Origin of the sequence: Chryseobacterium sp., from assembly GCF_029240215.1 — a bacterium.
GTDB lineage: Bacteria > Bacteroidota > Bacteroidia > Flavobacteriales > Weeksellaceae > Chryseobacterium.
In genome coordinates this window covers 93,252-108,419 of sequence record NZ_JARBTK010000004.1, presented here as the reverse complement: position 1 = coordinate 108,419, position 15,168 = coordinate 93,252, and the positions used below count along the sequence as shown (strand labels likewise).

General features: G+C 35.0%; 15 protein-coding genes and 1 riboswitch. Of the genes, 8 read left to right on the top strand and 7 right to left on the bottom strand.

Translation table 11 applies throughout. The features are described from left to right. The first annotated feature begins 80 nt into the window (after nucleotides 1–80). The gene (locus K0R77_RS10140; protein ID WP_367182728.1) at nucleotides 81–599 is read left to right on the top strand and encodes a DUF1761 domain-containing protein; all 519 of its coding nucleotides are present in this window, start codon (nucleotides 81–83) and stop codon (nucleotides 597–599) included. 44 nt (nucleotides 600–643) lie between these two features. Continuing rightward, nucleotides 644–1,774, top strand: coding sequence for a GNAT family N-acetyltransferase (locus tag K0R77_RS10135; RefSeq protein ID WP_300351918.1), 1,131 nt, complete (start codon nucleotides 644–646; stop codon nucleotides 1,772–1,774). 98 nt (nucleotides 1,775–1,872) lie between these two features. Here K0R77_RS10135 and K0R77_RS10130 read toward each other — a convergent pair whose 3' ends face one another. Next, nucleotides 1,873–2,736, bottom strand: a complete 864-nt coding sequence (locus K0R77_RS10130; protein WP_300351916.1) for a GH25 family lysozyme — start codon at nucleotides 2,734–2,736, stop codon at nucleotides 1,873–1,875. 65 nt (nucleotides 2,737–2,801) lie between these two features. On the opposite strand from K0R77_RS10130, the gene K0R77_RS10125 reads away from it, so the two are divergent. The 6 genes from K0R77_RS10125 to K0R77_RS10100 all read left to right on the top strand — a co-directional run bounded on the left by K0R77_RS10125 (nucleotide 2,802) and on the right by K0R77_RS10100 (nucleotide 7,691). Further along, on the top strand, nucleotides 2,802–4,064 hold the full coding sequence (locus K0R77_RS10125) for an NAD(P)/FAD-dependent oxidoreductase (RefSeq protein ID WP_300351915.1): 1,263 nt from the start codon (nucleotides 2,802–2,804) through the stop codon (nucleotides 4,062–4,064). Further along, a complete protein-coding gene (trmD, locus tag K0R77_RS10120; RefSeq protein WP_300351913.1) occupies nucleotides 4,061–4,735 on the top strand; it encodes a tRNA (guanosine(37)-N1)-methyltransferase TrmD in 675 nt (224 codons plus the stop codon). The genes K0R77_RS10125 and trmD overlap by 4 nt, the downstream gene beginning before the upstream one ends. Before the next feature lie 270 nt (nucleotides 4,736–5,005). Next, on the top strand, nucleotides 5,006–5,938 hold the full coding sequence (locus K0R77_RS10115; protein WP_300351911.1) for an endonuclease: 933 nt from the start codon (nucleotides 5,006–5,008) through the stop codon (nucleotides 5,936–5,938). Nucleotides 5,939–5,967: 29 nt separating this feature from the next. Next, on the top strand, nucleotides 5,968–6,438 hold the full coding sequence (locus K0R77_RS10110) for an Lrp/AsnC ligand binding domain-containing protein (RefSeq protein WP_263003582.1): 471 nt from the start codon (nucleotides 5,968–5,970) through the stop codon (nucleotides 6,436–6,438). A gap of 6 nt (nucleotides 6,439–6,444) precedes the next feature. Further along, nucleotides 6,445–7,188, top strand: coding sequence for a deoxyribose-phosphate aldolase (gene deoC, locus K0R77_RS10105; RefSeq protein ID WP_300351910.1), 744 nt, complete (start codon nucleotides 6,445–6,447; stop codon nucleotides 7,186–7,188). Between the two features lie 200 nt (nucleotides 7,189–7,388). After that, the gene (locus K0R77_RS10100; protein WP_300351909.1) at nucleotides 7,389–7,691 is read left to right on the top strand and encodes a hypothetical protein; all 303 of its coding nucleotides are present in this window, start codon (nucleotides 7,389–7,391) and stop codon (nucleotides 7,689–7,691) included. A gap of 108 nt (nucleotides 7,692–7,799) precedes the next feature. Here the strand turns inward: K0R77_RS10100 and dusB are convergent, their stop codons facing one another. The 6 genes from dusB to K0R77_RS10070 all read right to left on the bottom strand — a co-directional run bounded on the left by dusB (nucleotide 7,800) and on the right by K0R77_RS10070 (nucleotide 15,168). After that, complete coding sequence (gene dusB / locus K0R77_RS10095) at nucleotides 7,800–8,795, bottom strand: tRNA dihydrouridine synthase DusB (protein ID WP_300351907.1); 996 nt, start codon at nucleotides 8,793–8,795, stop codon at nucleotides 7,800–7,802. A 60-nt stretch (nucleotides 8,796–8,855) separates the two neighbouring features. Next, complete coding sequence (locus tag K0R77_RS10090; protein ID WP_300351905.1) at nucleotides 8,856–9,122, bottom strand: Trm112 family protein; 267 nt, start codon at nucleotides 9,120–9,122, stop codon at nucleotides 8,856–8,858. A 4-nt stretch (nucleotides 9,123–9,126) separates the two neighbouring features. Beyond that, on the bottom strand, nucleotides 9,127–9,756 hold the full coding sequence (locus tag K0R77_RS10085) for a thiamine phosphate synthase (RefSeq protein ID WP_300351904.1): 630 nt from the start codon (nucleotides 9,754–9,756) through the stop codon (nucleotides 9,127–9,129). Continuing rightward, nucleotides 9,756–10,805, bottom strand: a complete 1,050-nt coding sequence (locus K0R77_RS10080) for an AIR synthase family protein (protein ID WP_300351902.1) — start codon at nucleotides 10,803–10,805, stop codon at nucleotides 9,756–9,758. Before K0R77_RS10080 ends, K0R77_RS10085 begins: the two co-directional genes overlap by 1 nt. Further along, entirely contained in the window at nucleotides 10,802–11,524 is a 723-nt protein-coding gene (locus K0R77_RS10075; RefSeq protein ID WP_300351901.1) for a class I SAM-dependent methyltransferase, read from the bottom strand. The genes K0R77_RS10080 and K0R77_RS10075 overlap by 4 nt, the downstream gene beginning before the upstream one ends. 69 nt (nucleotides 11,525–11,593) lie before the next feature. Next, nucleotides 11,594–11,683: riboswitch (TPP riboswitch) on the bottom strand. Nucleotides 11,684–11,982: 299 nt separating this feature from the next. Beyond that, complete coding sequence (locus tag K0R77_RS10070; protein WP_300351899.1) at nucleotides 11,983–15,168, bottom strand: hypothetical protein; 3,186 nt, start codon at nucleotides 15,166–15,168, stop codon at nucleotides 11,983–11,985.

Sequence of the window (15,168 nt, the reverse complement as noted above, 5' to 3'; positions counted from 1 at the left end):
ATTAAAGCTTTTAATAGATAAATATATTTTTGTAAACTTTTTTAATGTAGATTTGGAAACATAAACAAAAACTTAAAATTATGATGCAAATTAACTTTTTAGCAATATTATTTGCTGCATTAGTGCCTTTGTTGATGGGATTTATTTGGTATAATCCAAAGGTTTTCGGAAAAATATGGATGAAGGAATCCGGATTGACAGAAGAGAAAATGAAAGATACAAGCATGGGAATGGTATTTATTGTTTCTATTATTTTATCAATAATGATTGGCTTTTTTCTGCAGATGGTGACCATCCATCAATTTGGCGCTTTGGGAATGGTGGGAGGAGATCCTGATTTGGCAAAACCCTCATTTGCTGCATTTATGCATGATTACGGAACTGCTTTCAGGTCTTTTGGTCATGGTGCTTTGCATTCTTTCATGACAGGAGTTTTCTTTGTGTTTCCTCTTATAGCAATTAATGCAATGTTTGAAAGAAAATCCTGGAAATATATTTTTATCAATACAGGATATTGGACGATTACGATTACCTTAATGGGAGGAATAATCTGCGGTTGGTACGCTATTGACGGATTTAATCTCGTGACTCCAAAATAAAATTTAAACCATTTAAAATATAGGCTACATTTGTAGCCTTTTTTATGTCTTATACTTTTAAAAAATACAAATTTTCGTCAGAAATTCCCAATGACTGGAACGATGTAATCGGGCAGCATAATATTATGTTGTCTAAAGAATACTTTGAGACTTTAGAAACTTCATGTCCCAAAAACATGGAGTGCTTTTATGTGGGATTTTTCTCAGCCGATGAATTGATTGGCGGTGCTTTGTTTCAATATTTAAATTTTATCCAACATAAAACTTTTCAGAGAGATGAAGTTTTGTGTGACGTAAAAAATTTTATTGCTAAAAAGTTCAGTAAAAATGTGATGATTCTGGGCAACAATATGCTCACCGGACAAAACGGGTTTTACTTTGATGCGTCAAAAATTACTATTGATCAGGTAATTCCGCTTTTGGATGAAGCTGTTCGGGAAATGCAGAAGCAGGAAGGAAAAACGTCACTCATTATTTACAAAGATTATCAGGCGAGTTTTATCAAATATTTTCAGGGTAAAAATCATCGTTCTTTTTTCAGATTTTCCGTTCAGCCGAATATGATTTTAAGGGTAAAGGAAAATTGGTTGACTTTTGAAGATTATCTCAACGCTTTTTCAACTAAATACAGAACCAGAGCCAAATCTGCCAAGAAAAAAAGAGACGGAATTTTAAAATCTGAAATGCATTTTGATGAAATTAAAAAACATCAGAAAGAAATGAATATTCTGTATCAGAATGTTGCTGAAAATGCAACCTTTAACACATTTTTCCTCACAGAAAATCATTTTGAAAGTATGAAAAAGTCTTTAAAAGAAAATTTCAGAGTTTTCGGATATTATTTGGATGAAAAACTGATCGGTTTTTATACTTTAGTTCTCAACAATAAAGATATTGATACCTATTTTCTTGGCTACGACAAAGAACTTCAAAAAGAAAAACAAATCTATCTTAATATGCTTTTAGATATGGTAGAGTTTGGAATTAATGAGAAATTCAGTCGAATTATTTTCGGAAGAACTGCTTTAGAAATAAAGTCTACGATTGGAGCAAAACCTGTTGAAATATTCGGATTGATAAAACATAGCAATCTCCTGATTAATCAATTTATAGAAAGAATCTTTACTTCACTAAATCCGGCAATAGAATGGATTCAAAGAAAGCCTTTTAAGTAGTTTTATTTATTTGGCTTACGTTATCCTTTAGAACGCTGAAAGGGTTTTAAACCCTTTCAGCGTTGAATATTAAATTTTTAAAAAATAATTATCTAAACTCAATCCAAAGTCAAACTCTTCAAAGACCAAACTCCGCCATTGTAAATATCCAGATCAACTTTGGTGTTGATGCCATACACAATTCCGTTTTCGCTGAACTGCCAGAAATCCCAGTCATCATCAGGAGAAGGAGTAGGAACATCATTGTAATTTGCTAACCAAAGCGGATAGTCGTCAAATTCGCCTTTCAGAAAGTCTTTGTAATAATGATAATACGTGTAAATGATTGGTTTTTCACCGTAAGTTTCTTCTACAATTTTGCACCAGATTTTCAGATCTTCAATCAGTTTTTTATTTGATTTTCTTCTCGGAATTTTTTCAATATCTAAAATGGGTGGCAGATCACCGCTTTCAAGTTTTACATTCTCCAGAAAATTATTTGCCTGAATGACAGGATCTTCATCAGCTCTGTAAAAATGATAAGCACCACGAATCAGTTTATGTTTCTGTGCCTGTTGCCAGAATTCGTCAAAATGTTTGTCTGCGCTTCTGTTTCCCATTGTTGCTCGCATTACAACAAATTCCAAAGGAATGGTCTTATTTCCGATACTTAAACTGTCCCAACTGATATCTTCTTTATTCTGATAATGTGAAATGTCAAAACCGTACGTTTTATCAAGATTGTTACTAAGAATTTTCTGTATTCTTAAAGTTTCATTTTCACTATTATGAAGCTTTTTATGACTGAATTTATTAAAATATAATGCGTAATAGTAACTTATTGACTGTTTGAGGTAAAAGCCTGTTCCGATAAGGGCAATGATCAATATTCCCAAAAGAATTTTTCGGCGTAAAAAATAATTCTTACGTCTTTTTTTATGGATGCTTTTGGCAGTTTTTTTGGTATACTTTTTTCTGGTCATAAAGTTTTGCAAAACTAACTTTTTGCTCCTGAAAATGCTAAATAAAATCAGTAAATTTGTGTATTATGGAAACACGCGAAAAGATCATCATCATCGGAGGAGGTTTTGCGGGGCTGCAGCTTGCGAAAACATTAAACAATAAAAACAAAAAAGTAATTGTTTTAGATAAAGTAAACCATCATATGTTTCAGCCGCTGTTTTATCAGGTTGCATGTGGCAGAATCGAACCCTCCAATATTTCTTTTCCCTTCCGGAAAATCTTTCAGAATTCCAGAAATACACAGTTTCGCTTAACGGAAGTTAAAGAGATTATTCCCTCCCAAAATAAAGTCATTACAGATGAGGCTGAATTCACTTACGATAAACTAATCATTGCAACAGGTTGCAAAACCAATTTTTTTGGAAATAAAGAACTTGAAAGTAAAGCTTTCGGGATGAAAAATACCCAGGAAGCGATCGGTATCAGAAATCACGTGCTGATGACTTTTGAAAAACTGATTCTTGAAAAAAGCCGTAGCGATGATGGAAACTGGAATATCGTCATCGTCGGAAGCGGACCGACCGGAGTAGAATTGGCAGGTGCTTTTTCTGAGATGAAGAAAGAAATTCTTCCGCGTGATTATCCGTACATGAATTTTAATAATCTTAAAATCAATTTGGTAAGTTCTACAGAAAAACCTTTGGCAGTAATGAGTCCTGAAGCTCAGGAAAAATCTGAAAAATATCTTAAAGAACTCGGCGTTAACTTTATGAGTGGAGAAGTGGTGACTGATTATGATGGTGATAAAGTATTTTTAAAAAGCGGAAAGCAGATTCCGTCGAATAATGTAATCTGGGCTGCGGGAGTTGTAGGAAATGTGGTTGAAGGTTTTCCTTCTGAAAAGCTGATCAGAAACAGATATATCGTTGATCGTTTTAATAAAGTAAAAGGATACGACAATATCTATGCTATAGGAGATATTGCCTACATGGAAACTCCGAAATATCCTCAAGGCCATCCTCAGGTTGCTAATGTTGCAATCAATCAGGCGAAAAATTTAGGAAAGAATTTTTTAAGAAAAAATCTTGCGGAATGGAACGAATATGAGTATAAAGATCAGGGTTCATTGGCAACAATCGGAAAGCACAGAGCAGTTGTAGATTTACCTTTTATAAAATTTCAGGGATTTTTAGCGTGGTATTTTTGGATGTTTTTACATTTAATGCTTATTTTGAGCGTTCGAAATAAGCTGGCGATATTTTTTAACTGGATGTGGAGCTATTTTAACAAAGATTCATCCTTGCGACTGATTATTTCGCCCAATAAAAAAAATAATATGGAACAATGAGAATTGATATAATAAGTGTATTGCCGGAACTGATGGAAAGCCCGTTTAGAACTTCTATTTTGAAAAGAGCAGTTGATAAAGGTCTGGTAGAAGTACACTTTCATCAGTTGAGAGACTGGTCGGTCAACAAACACAGGCAGATCGATGACGAACCTTACGGTGGCGGAGCAGGAATGGTGATGATGATTGAGCCTATAGATAAATGTATTTCTGAATTGAAATCTCAAAGAGAATACGATGAGGTGATTTATTTAACACCGGACGGAGTTACATTGAATCAGAAAATAGCAAACGCACTTTCCATAAAAAATAATCTTATTTTCCTTTGCGGACATTACAAAGGGATCGATCAGAGATTGAGAGATTTGCATATAACGAAAGAGATTTCGATAGGAGATTATGTATTGACAGGCGGTGAATTGGCAGCTTGTGTTTTGGCAGATTCTGTTATCCGTTTGCTTCCGGGAGTTTTGAATGATGAACAAAGTGCTTTGACGGACAGTTTTCAGGACGACCTTCTGTCACCTCCGATTTATACAAGGCCAGAGTCTTATAGAGGTTTGGAAGTTCCAAAAATTCTTTTAAGCGGAAATTCTGCAAAAATTGAAGAATGGAGACATGATGAAGCGGTGAGAATTACTCAGGAAAAACGTCCCGATCTTTTGCATTGAAAAGGTTATTTTTTGTGAAGAAAAAACAATTGTAATCGTTTTCAAACACAGTATTTTGACGTAATTCACAATGTAATGGAAAAATTTTCATGAAAATAATTTTAAATATATTAAAATTTTGATCGGAATAAATTCACAAGCTTACGATTATGGTAAATTTTATGCCTTTTACGTGGAAATTTAATTATTAAATGTGGTGTGGTACTGAAAAAAACAATAAATTTACACTCTGAAATTAAAATTTTAGACTGGTCAATACAAAAATGTTAGATGGAATTGTTTGCTTTTTATAATGTAGAAAATTTATTTTTGCCAGATCCTCCGTCTAATCATAGGCTAGATCCCACCAAATCAGGACTCAGGAATTGGGACGAAAGGAAATACAGAGATAAGTTATTCAAAATCTCTCACGTTTTCCAGCTGATGAAGGAAGAAACAGGTATTTTGCCATGTATGATTGGTCTTTCTGAGATCTCAGGAAGAAAGGTTTTGGAAGATCTTGTGGAAATGAGCCCATTCAATTCTCATTATGGCATTGTGCATTATAATTCGATGGATGAAAGAAAGGTAGATGTTGCCTTGCTGTATGATAAATCTAAAATTGAGATTCTTGATTCCGAAGCAATCACATTCTTTTTTGAAATTGTAGATAATAACCCGGAAAACTATGACACCACAAGAGATGTTTTGTTTTCAAAGATAAAGTATAAGGAAGAGATCATTAATGTTTTTGTGGCGCATCTGCCCTCCAAAAGGGAAAAAGATATCAATCAGCCAAAACGGAATTATATTTTGGGCGAGATCAGAAACAGAATTCTTCAGATCATAAATGTAGAAAAAGAAAATGTAATTTTGTGCGGGGATTTTAATGAAAATCCGGACGATGAAAATTTAGTGAAGATTCTTTTTGATGATAAAGGCAATAAAGTGATTCAAAATCCTTTTCAGGAACTTTATTCAACTAAGAATTATTCTGCATTTCATTATAAGTCTGGTTTATTATTTGATCAAATTCTGTTATCGCAGTCTTTCTTTGAGAATGACCGTCTTCTGTCTTTTTACGATGCCAGAATTTTTAAGCCGGAAAAGCTAAGGAGCCGCAATAAAATGTTTAATGAAAGACCATTCAGAACCTATGCAGGAACCCGTTATTTGGGAGGTTACAGTGATCATTTTCCTGTTTTTGTAGTATTAAAGAAATAAAATGACAATATAAAAAGTAATAATCAACGATGAAAAACTCAACAAGTACAAGCTATCACTTAGACCCTCTAGACAAAGAAATCATCTATATGTTGATGGATAATGCCAAAAGTTCATTAGCTTTCATTTCAAAGCAGGTAGGAATTTCAACTACAGCTGTACATCAAAGAATTAAAAAATTGGAACATGCAGGAGTGATAGAAAACTCTATTTCCTTCCTTAATCCGAGAAAAATAGGATATAAAGTGGTTTCCTATATCGGAATGTTTCTTGATCAGCCAAGTCATTACAATGACGTTGTAAAATCACTGAAAGAAGTAAATGAAGTGGTAGAAGCACATTATACTACAGGAAATTACACGATTTTCCTTAAAGTTTTATGCAAAGACAACGATCATTTGATGGAAATTTTAAATAAACTTCAGAAAATGAAAGGTGTTACCAGAACGGAAACTTTTATCTCATTGGAGCAAGGAATCTACAGACAGTTAAAAGTATAAGTTGTCATGAATATTGCTCGATATCTTGATTCAACATATCTGAAAACACCTGCTCAATCAGGTCTTTCGGAAGAAGAAACTTTACAGACGGATAAAGATCTTGCGCAGGTTGCTATTGATAATGGTATTTTTGCAATCATGATTCGCCCCGATTATGTTTCGGAGATCAAGAAATATATTCAGCAAAAGAATTCAGAGGTTGTCGTAGGAACGGTGATTGGTTTCCATGAAGGTACCAATTCTGTTGATGAAAAATTAGCAGAAGCTACAAAAGCAATCGAAGAAGGTGCAGACGAATTAGATTTTGTGATCAATTATTCTGAATATCTGAAAGGTAATTTAGATTTAGTAAAAGATGAATTTTTGCGATGCACAAAATTGTGTATCAATCATCATAAAGTTGCCAAATGGATCATCGAGATTGCAGCTTTAACGGATGAGCAAATTGCTGATTTGACTAAGAATATTTCCAATTGGGCAGAAGAAAATTTTTCTGAAAATGATTTATCTGAAATTTTTGTAAAATCTTCAACAGGTTTTTATGAAACCAAAAACGGAAAACCAAACGGAGCAACATTTGAAGGCATTAAAATAATGCTTGATAATGCCGGAAAACTTCCCGTAAAAGCAGCAGGCGGAGTAAGAACTCCCGAAGATGCCGAAAAGATGATCAATCTCGGTGTCAAAAGGATAGGAACCTCCTCGGCTTTAGCTTTAATTAAAAATGAATCTTCTTTGGAAGGATATTAAAATAACAAACCCATCAAAATCTGATGGGTTTGTTATTTTTATATTTTTTTTCTGACTATTTTACATTCAACCTTCCAGTGTTTCAAATGCTGGAAGGGTTTTAAGTATTAATATTTCAACCGGATACTTCTGGGAAATAAACCTTAAAAATTTATTTTAAATAAAATAAAGTAGTAATTTTAATCTAATTTTTAAATACAATGAAAAAAACAATTTCAATTCTGGCAATTTTATTGATTACATTATCTGCCAATGCACAAGAAAAGCAAACTGTAAAAGAAACAGTAAAAAAAGACGCTCAAGCTGTAGGAAATGCTGCTAAAAAAGGAGCCGACGCAACTAAAAAAGGTGTTAAGAAAGGAGCAAAATGGACAGGTAATACTGCAAAAAAAGGAGCCAAAGCTACAGAAAAAGGCGTTAAAAAAGGTGCTAATTGGGTAGGTGATAAAAGTAAAAAAGGCGCAAAAGCTGTAGAAAAAAACATATCAGGAGGTGAAAACTGATATCAAAAAATAATTTCTTTTTCCATGCATAGTAGAAATAAATAAACCCATCAGAATTTGATGGGTTTTGTTTTTATACTTAAAAGTTTAAATCAACATAAATATTGCTTAAACCTGCGCCTGATATTCTGCGTAAAATTCCTGAGTTTCTTTGATTACTTCATCCATTTCTTCCAGACTATACACTTCAAGAAATTTTCTTCTGAAATCTTTAAAATGAGGAATTCCACGGAAATAATTGCTGTAATGCTGTCTCATTTCGATCAGTCCCAATTTTTCACCTTTCCATTCTGCACTCCATTCTGCGTGTTGACGAACCGCCAAAAGTCGGTCTGAAATCGTCGGTGCATCAAGATGTTCTCCGGTTGCAAAGAAATGTTTGATTTCATTAAAAATCCAAGGATAACCAATCGCAGCACGGCCAATCATAATTCCGTCGCAGGCATATTTGTTTTTATATTCTAAAGCTTTTTCGGGAGAATCGATATCACCATTTCCAAAAATAGGAATTTCGATATTTGGGTTCTGCTTGATTCTTGAGATATGTTCCCAGTCAGCTTCTCCTTTATACATCTGTCCGCGGGTTCTTGCATGAATCGTCAAAGCTTTAATTCCCGTTTCCTGAAGACGTTCAGCAACTTCATCGATGTTGATTGAATTACTGTCCCATCCCAAACGGGTTTTCACTGTCACAGGAAGACTTGTAGAACTTACAACTGCTTTAGTCAGACGAACCATCATATCAACATCTTTCAAAACTCCAGCTCCTGCACCTTTGCAAACCACTTTTTTTACAGGACAACCAAAGTTAATGTCCACCAGATCAGGGTTTACGGTTTCTACGATTTTTGCAGACATCGACATTGCTTCTTCGTCACCCCCAAAAATCTGGATTCCCACAGGTCTTTCATAATCGAAAATATCCAGTTTTTTTCGGCTTTTCATTGCATCACGAATCAAGCCTTCAGAAGAGATAAATTCTGAATACATCAGATCTGCACCATGCAATTTACACAGTCGTCTGTATGGCGGATCACTTACATCTTCCATCGGAGCAAGCAAAAGCGGAAATTCCGGCAGTTCTATGTTGCCTATTTTTATCATGCCGCAAATTTACGAAATTCTAAACTTTCAGCATTTTGAAATTATCTATTGTTGTTATCGTCATGAAATCAACCTGAAATTCTCTATTTTTTTGCCTTCTAAATGCTTTTCCCAGCGTTGTAAAACGGGTTGTTCAAGTTTGAATTCACGGTATTCATCGGGTGACATGATGGGGATTCCGCTGATGATCGGGTAGACTCTTTTGCAATTGCCACAGATTAATAAACCTTCTGTGATATTTTCGGTTTCGTCTTGTAAAATGATCGTTAAATCTAAATCTGATCTGTCAAACGGACAGCACAGTTTTTCTATGGTTTTTATTCTCATTGCTTTACTTTTTAATTTTTTGATGATAATTTTTTATGCTTTCTGACGGATTTTCTGCACTCATTATTCCTGAAACAACAGCGATCCCGTCGTAATTTAATTCATCTAAATTTTTAAGATTATTTAAATCTATTCCGCCTGCTAAAAAGATTTTTCCATTGAAAATATTTTTAACTTTCTGAACCGTTTCAAAGTTGACCAATTCACAACTATTTGCTGTTTTTGAGGAAAACATCGAGCAGAAAGAAATATAATCGAACTGATTTTCTTCAGCGTATTTAATTGTTGAAGATTCATTATTGCAGGTGATTCCAACAATGAAGTCACGGTTGATCTCGTTTTTTATTTCATTAAAATTTTTAGGAATTTCATCGAAATGAATTCCGTTCAAAGGAATTTGCTTCAAATATTTCCAAAGGTTATTGATGATCAACGGAATGTTGTTTGACGAAGCAATCTCATAAATTTTTAAAAGCAGTTCTTCAATATTCTGATCTTCTTTAAAATTGTCCCAAATCTGAATAGCTGATATTTTTTCTTTTGCAATTAAATTTAATTTAGAAAATAGAATTTCCTCATCCATTGAAGGATCAATAATCAGATAAATTCCTGATTGTACAGTTTGCTTTTTCATTATTTCCAGCCGTTTTTATAAGCGTTAAAAAATGCTTTCCAATAAGGATCTTCTTCGAAATACATTAAATCATTTGCTTTTTCGTTTTCAATTAATTTAATTCCATTAGATTTTTCGGTCATCTTTCCCACTTCTGCGCAGGGAATTTGATTGGTTTCCAGTCTTGAAATAATCTCCGAAGCTTTTTCTTTTTTACAGGTAATAAGCATAGAACCTGCACCAATACAATATCTCGGATCTAACGAAAACAGATTGCAAACTGCTGACTGCACTTCTCCAATTGGAATTTTTTCGTTAATAATTTCAGCTCCGTTGCCTGATGCAATTGCCAATTCGTAAATCGCTCCCAAAATTCCGCCTTCCGTCACATCATGCATTGCTGTAACTCCGGAATTATCAATTTGCACTGCGGTTAAAGCATCTTTCAAAGATGAGGTTTCGTAAAAAGACGCTGAAGCAGAATAGTAAAATTCTTTACCGACTTTATTTTTTACTGTTTCTGGAAAGCTCATTGCGAGAATGGCTGTTGAAGAAAGTGCACTTGTTTTGGTCACTAAAATTGAGTCTCCAATGTCTGCATATTTTGAAACTAAAATTTTATCTTTCGGAGCAATCGTAATCAAAGTTCCGCCACCTGCGATTGTAGAATTTTGTCCTTCGATGAATCCCGTATGTCCGCCGGTAATGCTTACACCAATGTCTTTACAAAACTGATGAATGTAATTCCAATAGATTTCAAAATCATTTTTTGAAAGTTGTGCCGGAAGATTTAAAACAAACTGCCCAAACATCGGAGCAAAACCCGTCGTTGCCATATCGTTCGCCATCAGATGAACCGACAGCCACGCTGATTCTTCCAAACCCAAAGAAGGAATCAGAGACAAAGGATCACTCGTCAAAGCCATCGCTTTTCCGCCATGCAGATCTACAACGGAAACATCAACACCAAACTCAGGACCAATACGCACTTCATCACGTTTTTTTCCGCATCGCTGTTTCAGGAAATCTTCAAATTGGGAATGATTTATTTTTCCTAAAGTTTCACTCATTCCACGTCATTTAGCTGAATATACAAACCAAAAAAATCTCCAACCGGAACATTCCATTGTTGAACAGGAAACCATTTTGGTAATCCGGTACACGTCCATTCAATCGTATATTTTCTTCCGACTAAAGCTTTTTCGATAATTTCGGTCAGCATTTTCGGTGTGTAGAAAGTTGCCGTCACATAAAAAGGATTTTTTCCAAATAACTGCTGTATACGTCTTCGTGCAACTTTAGGAGAGTTTCTGTTCATCATCCCCATGGCGATTCCGTATTTGGCAACGCGAGCCGCCTCACAAATGACTTTTACAGGATCTTTGTAATATTCAAATGTTGTGATAAATGCCAATGAATCAAAAGTATGATCTTTAAAAGGCATAAAATGAGAATCTGCCATCACCAGATCGCCTTCAAAAAGATGAATCGCCTGTGAGAGCATTAGAGGCGAAATATCTCCGCCTGTTGCTTCGATCCCAATGTTTTTCCACCAACGGGTAAATCGGGTAGTGCCACAGCCGAATTCTAATAGTGTTTTTACTCTCTGATCTTTGGAAACGAGCTGTTCCATTACTTTTTTCTGCCAGATTTCGGCACGTTTGTATCGGCCTTCATACCACAATTCGTAGGTATCGGTATGTTCTCGGTTGAAAAACCATTCGGGTCTTCCTTGCCAGTTTTTGTCTTGTTGGGGAATAAGTTCTCCGGAATACTTTGTTACTTCCATTTTATTTTGAATTGATTTATTCGGTTCTGACCACAGATAAGCATGCGAACGAATAAAGCATAAAATGAAAATATTTTAAGCAGACATCCCTACGTTGGCATTATCCAAATCAGGTCATCGGGTATGATCTCAGCCTTGCGGGCACCCCGTGTATTTTATTACTGAACAAATATAGGAAATTTAAAATTTAATAATAACTAATACACTTTGTCATTCCACAGAATCTTGCCGCAATACTACTGAAATGTTGAGATTCCTCCGGAATGACAAACTTTACATTTATTTGCTTGATGATTAATTTTGACAATGAATTAATATTCTTTTGTTATTCATTACGTGGAATCTTTGATTTCCGTAGGAATCTAAATGCAGAAAAATAAAATATTAAGATTCTGCGAAATAACAAACTCGATGTTTTGATTAAAAAACAGGAATGATTACTAATTTTGTTTCTAATCTTAAAAACTAGCTTTCACCTGCATACTTCCAATATGAATCGTGCGGTCGCCTGAGTTTCTGCCTTCGTAATTTAAATTTAATTGTAAGAAAGAATTGATTGCCTGTTGAATAAACACACTCCAAACTTGGTTTTTTCCAGGTTTTAAGCCGTCAAGCATTTGATTTCCCACGATGCTGAAATTGTTTCCGGTAAAATCATTATTAATGAAAGAGAAATTTCCTCTGATCGAAGTTTTCTTACGTTCCCACTGAATTGTCCCGGTGATGTCAAAAGCTTTCAGAAGTTCTTCACCGTCTACTCTTTTCTTTTCACGATAAGCTGAAGAAAATTCGGCCTGTATGGCGTCGGTAAATTTGTAGGTTGCTTTGGGTTTGGTTTCAAAATTATTCAGTCGGTAATCTCTAGTTGCAAAAAGCTGTGAAGAGTTTTGCAAATCGTGAACAGAGTTTTCCCAATCTACCCTGAATTCTTTATTAAACCAATATCCAAGATTCACGAAATGCGAAGTCTGATTCCGTTCTTCGTTGCTGAAATTGGCATTGATGAGGTTGTCATTGGCGATGAAACGGTAATTTCCGTTCCAACCCGATTTTTCGGTAGGATTAAACTGTACGGATGCCAGAATATTCTGATTCTTGAGAATCTGGTCATCGCTTTTTTCAAACGGATTTAAAACCAAAACTTTATCTCTTTTAAAATATGAGTTTTGAGAATTTAATGAAACATTAAAATTCCACCGTTTTAAAAATTTATTTTCTGAGTTGAAAACAATTGCAGGATTAACAAATAATGCCAACTGCAGCTTGTTTTTATTGGAAGGAATATACCGGACGGAATTGGTGTAAATCCTAATGTATTGCGCCAAATCGGAATATTCTGCAATTTCAAATTCATCTAACTGCTGAACCCCGTCACCGTTGTAATCGGTCCATTTATAAATTCCCTGCCCATCGGTCACTTTAATATATTGAAATTCACGTTGCGCTTCCTGTCCGTTTCCTAATTCGTAAAATGCCTGCAGACGCATTCCGTTTTTAAATAACTGCTGGTTATAAAGAATGTTTCCTACTACAAAATCTTTATTCTGATTCATATCAACATCTTCATTTTTGTAGAAGAATTTTCTGTAATGAATTAAAGCATTTAAGGTGGTTTTTTCTGTCTTGATTAGCTGACTTTCCGCCATGAAACCTAAGATTCTGTTCATATTCTGAAGCCTGTTGTCACGTACAGAGTCATTATCTCTTACATAAACTTTAGACAAAAGTTTCGTTCTTGCGCTATCACCGATTTTTTTCTGAACAAACAATTCTTTCCAACTGAAGCTTGTGACATCCATTAATTGGGTGTCATTAAATTTCTTTTCGTTGTGCTCCATACTTCCGCCCAAAGACCAGCTTCCTTTTTTTCCTGTGTACTCCGTTGCAGCACCTCCACGGATGAATTTTGTATCCTGCAAAGTTGCATTGGTATCAAGGTATGATAAGTTTCCTTTGGTAAGGAATTTTCCTTTGATCCAGCTAAAATCTAAATCATTTTTAATTCCTTTATAAGAATCTTGTTCATCAAGGTAGTTTACACGATAGTTTAACGTTGATTTGTTGTTCCATTTATTAAGGAAATTGAATATAAATCTGTTCTGGGTTCTTCCGCTGAATTCCTGCGCCAAGTTGAAATCTCTGGAGAATTCTACATCATTAATACGGTCGAGAATATGAAATTGTTTGTCGATGTATTGATATTCAAAGCTCGGAGTTCCCTTCCAGCTGTTTTTCGTAAATGTTTTGTTCCCGAAAATTCTTGCGGCATATCCTAAATTCTGATCAGAATCTTTTGATGAAAACAAATTGAGATCATAGTTGCTTAAAGAAATGTCTGCTCCTATTTTCCCGTCTTTTAAAAGATACTCGGAATTTACGGTGTACACCTGTGATTTTTGTGGAGAAGGCAGTTTTCTAACTGCTCTGTAATCACCTGAGTTTGGACCAACGTACTCAAAAACACGTCCGTTATTTGTGGTTTGAGTGAGCTTATAATCTCCGAGATTAGCTCCGAAATAGGTGAAAGAAACAGTATATAAAGTCTGTGTAACATCCGTAGAGAATTGATAATGACTTCCATTGGTGTCTTGTACTAGGCTATAAAGTATTTTATTGACATCATATTCTGCTACAACTCCTGACGGAGCATACATCAGATTGGGATCATTGCCTGCATCTGCTAAAATCTGCTCGTCTTCTTTGGATAGATTTAAAGCTAAAGGCGCATTTTTGTTGTCATTCTCCATGAACCAGTTGAGTCCGATTTTGAATTTCTCGCGTTGATGTTCCAGTTTTCCGGTAAATAAATATCTTGAATAATTCCGGTTGGTATAATTGAAAGAAATAGTAATAAAATTCTGCTGGAAAATCGGACGGAAACTGGTAAAGGTAACTTCTCCTGTATTATAATTGATAACGTAATCCTGGTTTTCACCACGTTTCATCAAAATACCGTCAATAAAAACCTGCTCAGAACCGGAAATAAGTGTGATAAACTGCTCGCCGTTTTTTCCTGTTAAACGATAAGGTCCCTGATTTCCTTCTACTCCCTGAAAACGGATTCTGTGAAATTCACTTCGCGCTACACCCAAAGAAACATCTACAAAAGTTTTGTTTTCAGTTCCGAATTGCGTCTGAAACTGGAGTCCCATGCTTCGTCGCTGATACTTGGCGAAATAATTTTTGTCATCTAAAAGATCCAGATGTCCCGCTCGAAGAATTGATTTATCTTTAATGTTGAGCTGCATGTAGATTTTGTCAAATTCTTCAAGAGTCTGCGTATATCCATCTGCCTGAATCGGTAAGTTGTGATCAGAAATACTTGCTAAAATTGTTACATCTTTTGATAATCTTCCGGAAATCTGCAGATCCATCGAACTCTGTACAGATTGCCCCTGATTGTTCCCGAAAGTAATCCCGCGGATGATTGATCCTTTAGAATTCAATTCTCCTAAAAATCTTTTTTTATCATTTTTTGCTAATACTGCTTCGTCTACAATGATTCTGTTGCTGGTTTTCACAAAATCCATCGTGTCTTTTGCGAAAATGTCCTGTTCAAGCCTTGCCGCAAGGATACTGTCTTTTTTGATGCTGTCTTTCGGAATGTTGGGGTTTTTCCACGAGAAGATTTGAGCGTTATTCAA

Coding starts and splice junctions, on each gene's coding strand:
- K0R77_RS10110 (WP_263003582.1), top strand. CDS start 5,968: ATGAAAAACTCAACAAGTACAAGCTATCACTTAGACCCTCTAGACAAA.
- K0R77_RS10085 (WP_300351904.1), bottom strand. CDS start 9,756: ATGAAAAAGCAAACTGTACAATCAGGAATTTATCTGATTATTGATCCT.
- K0R77_RS10125 (WP_300351915.1), top strand. CDS start 2,802: ATGGAAACACGCGAAAAGATCATCATCATCGGAGGAGGTTTTGCGGGG.
- trmD (WP_300351913.1), top strand. CDS start 4,061: ATGAGAATTGATATAATAAGTGTATTGCCGGAACTGATGGAAAGCCCG.
- K0R77_RS10090 (WP_300351905.1), bottom strand. CDS start 9,122: ATGAGAATAAAAACCATAGAAAAACTGTGCTGTCCGTTTGACAGATCA.
- K0R77_RS10140 (WP_367182728.1), top strand. CDS start 81: ATGATGCAAATTAACTTTTTAGCAATATTATTTGCTGCATTAGTGCCT.
- K0R77_RS10075 (WP_300351901.1), bottom strand. CDS start 11,524: ATGGAAGTAACAAAGTATTCCGGAGAACTTATTCCCCAACAAGACAAA.
- K0R77_RS10080 (WP_300351902.1), bottom strand. CDS start 10,805: ATGAGTGAAACTTTAGGAAAAATAAATCATTCCCAATTTGAAGATTTC.
- K0R77_RS10100 (WP_300351909.1), top strand. CDS start 7,389: ATGAAAAAAACAATTTCAATTCTGGCAATTTTATTGATTACATTATCT.
- K0R77_RS10135 (WP_300351918.1), top strand. CDS start 644: ATGTCTTATACTTTTAAAAAATACAAATTTTCGTCAGAAATTCCCAAT.
- dusB (WP_300351907.1), bottom strand. CDS start 8,795: ATGATAAAAATAGGCAACATAGAACTGCCGGAATTTCCGCTTTTGCTT.
- deoC (WP_300351910.1), top strand. CDS start 6,445: ATGAATATTGCTCGATATCTTGATTCAACATATCTGAAAACACCTGCT.
- K0R77_RS10130 (WP_300351916.1), bottom strand. CDS start 2,736: ATGACCAGAAAAAAGTATACCAAAAAAACTGCCAAAAGCATCCATAAA.
- K0R77_RS10115 (WP_300351911.1), top strand. CDS start 5,006: ATGGAATTGTTTGCTTTTTATAATGTAGAAAATTTATTTTTGCCAGAT.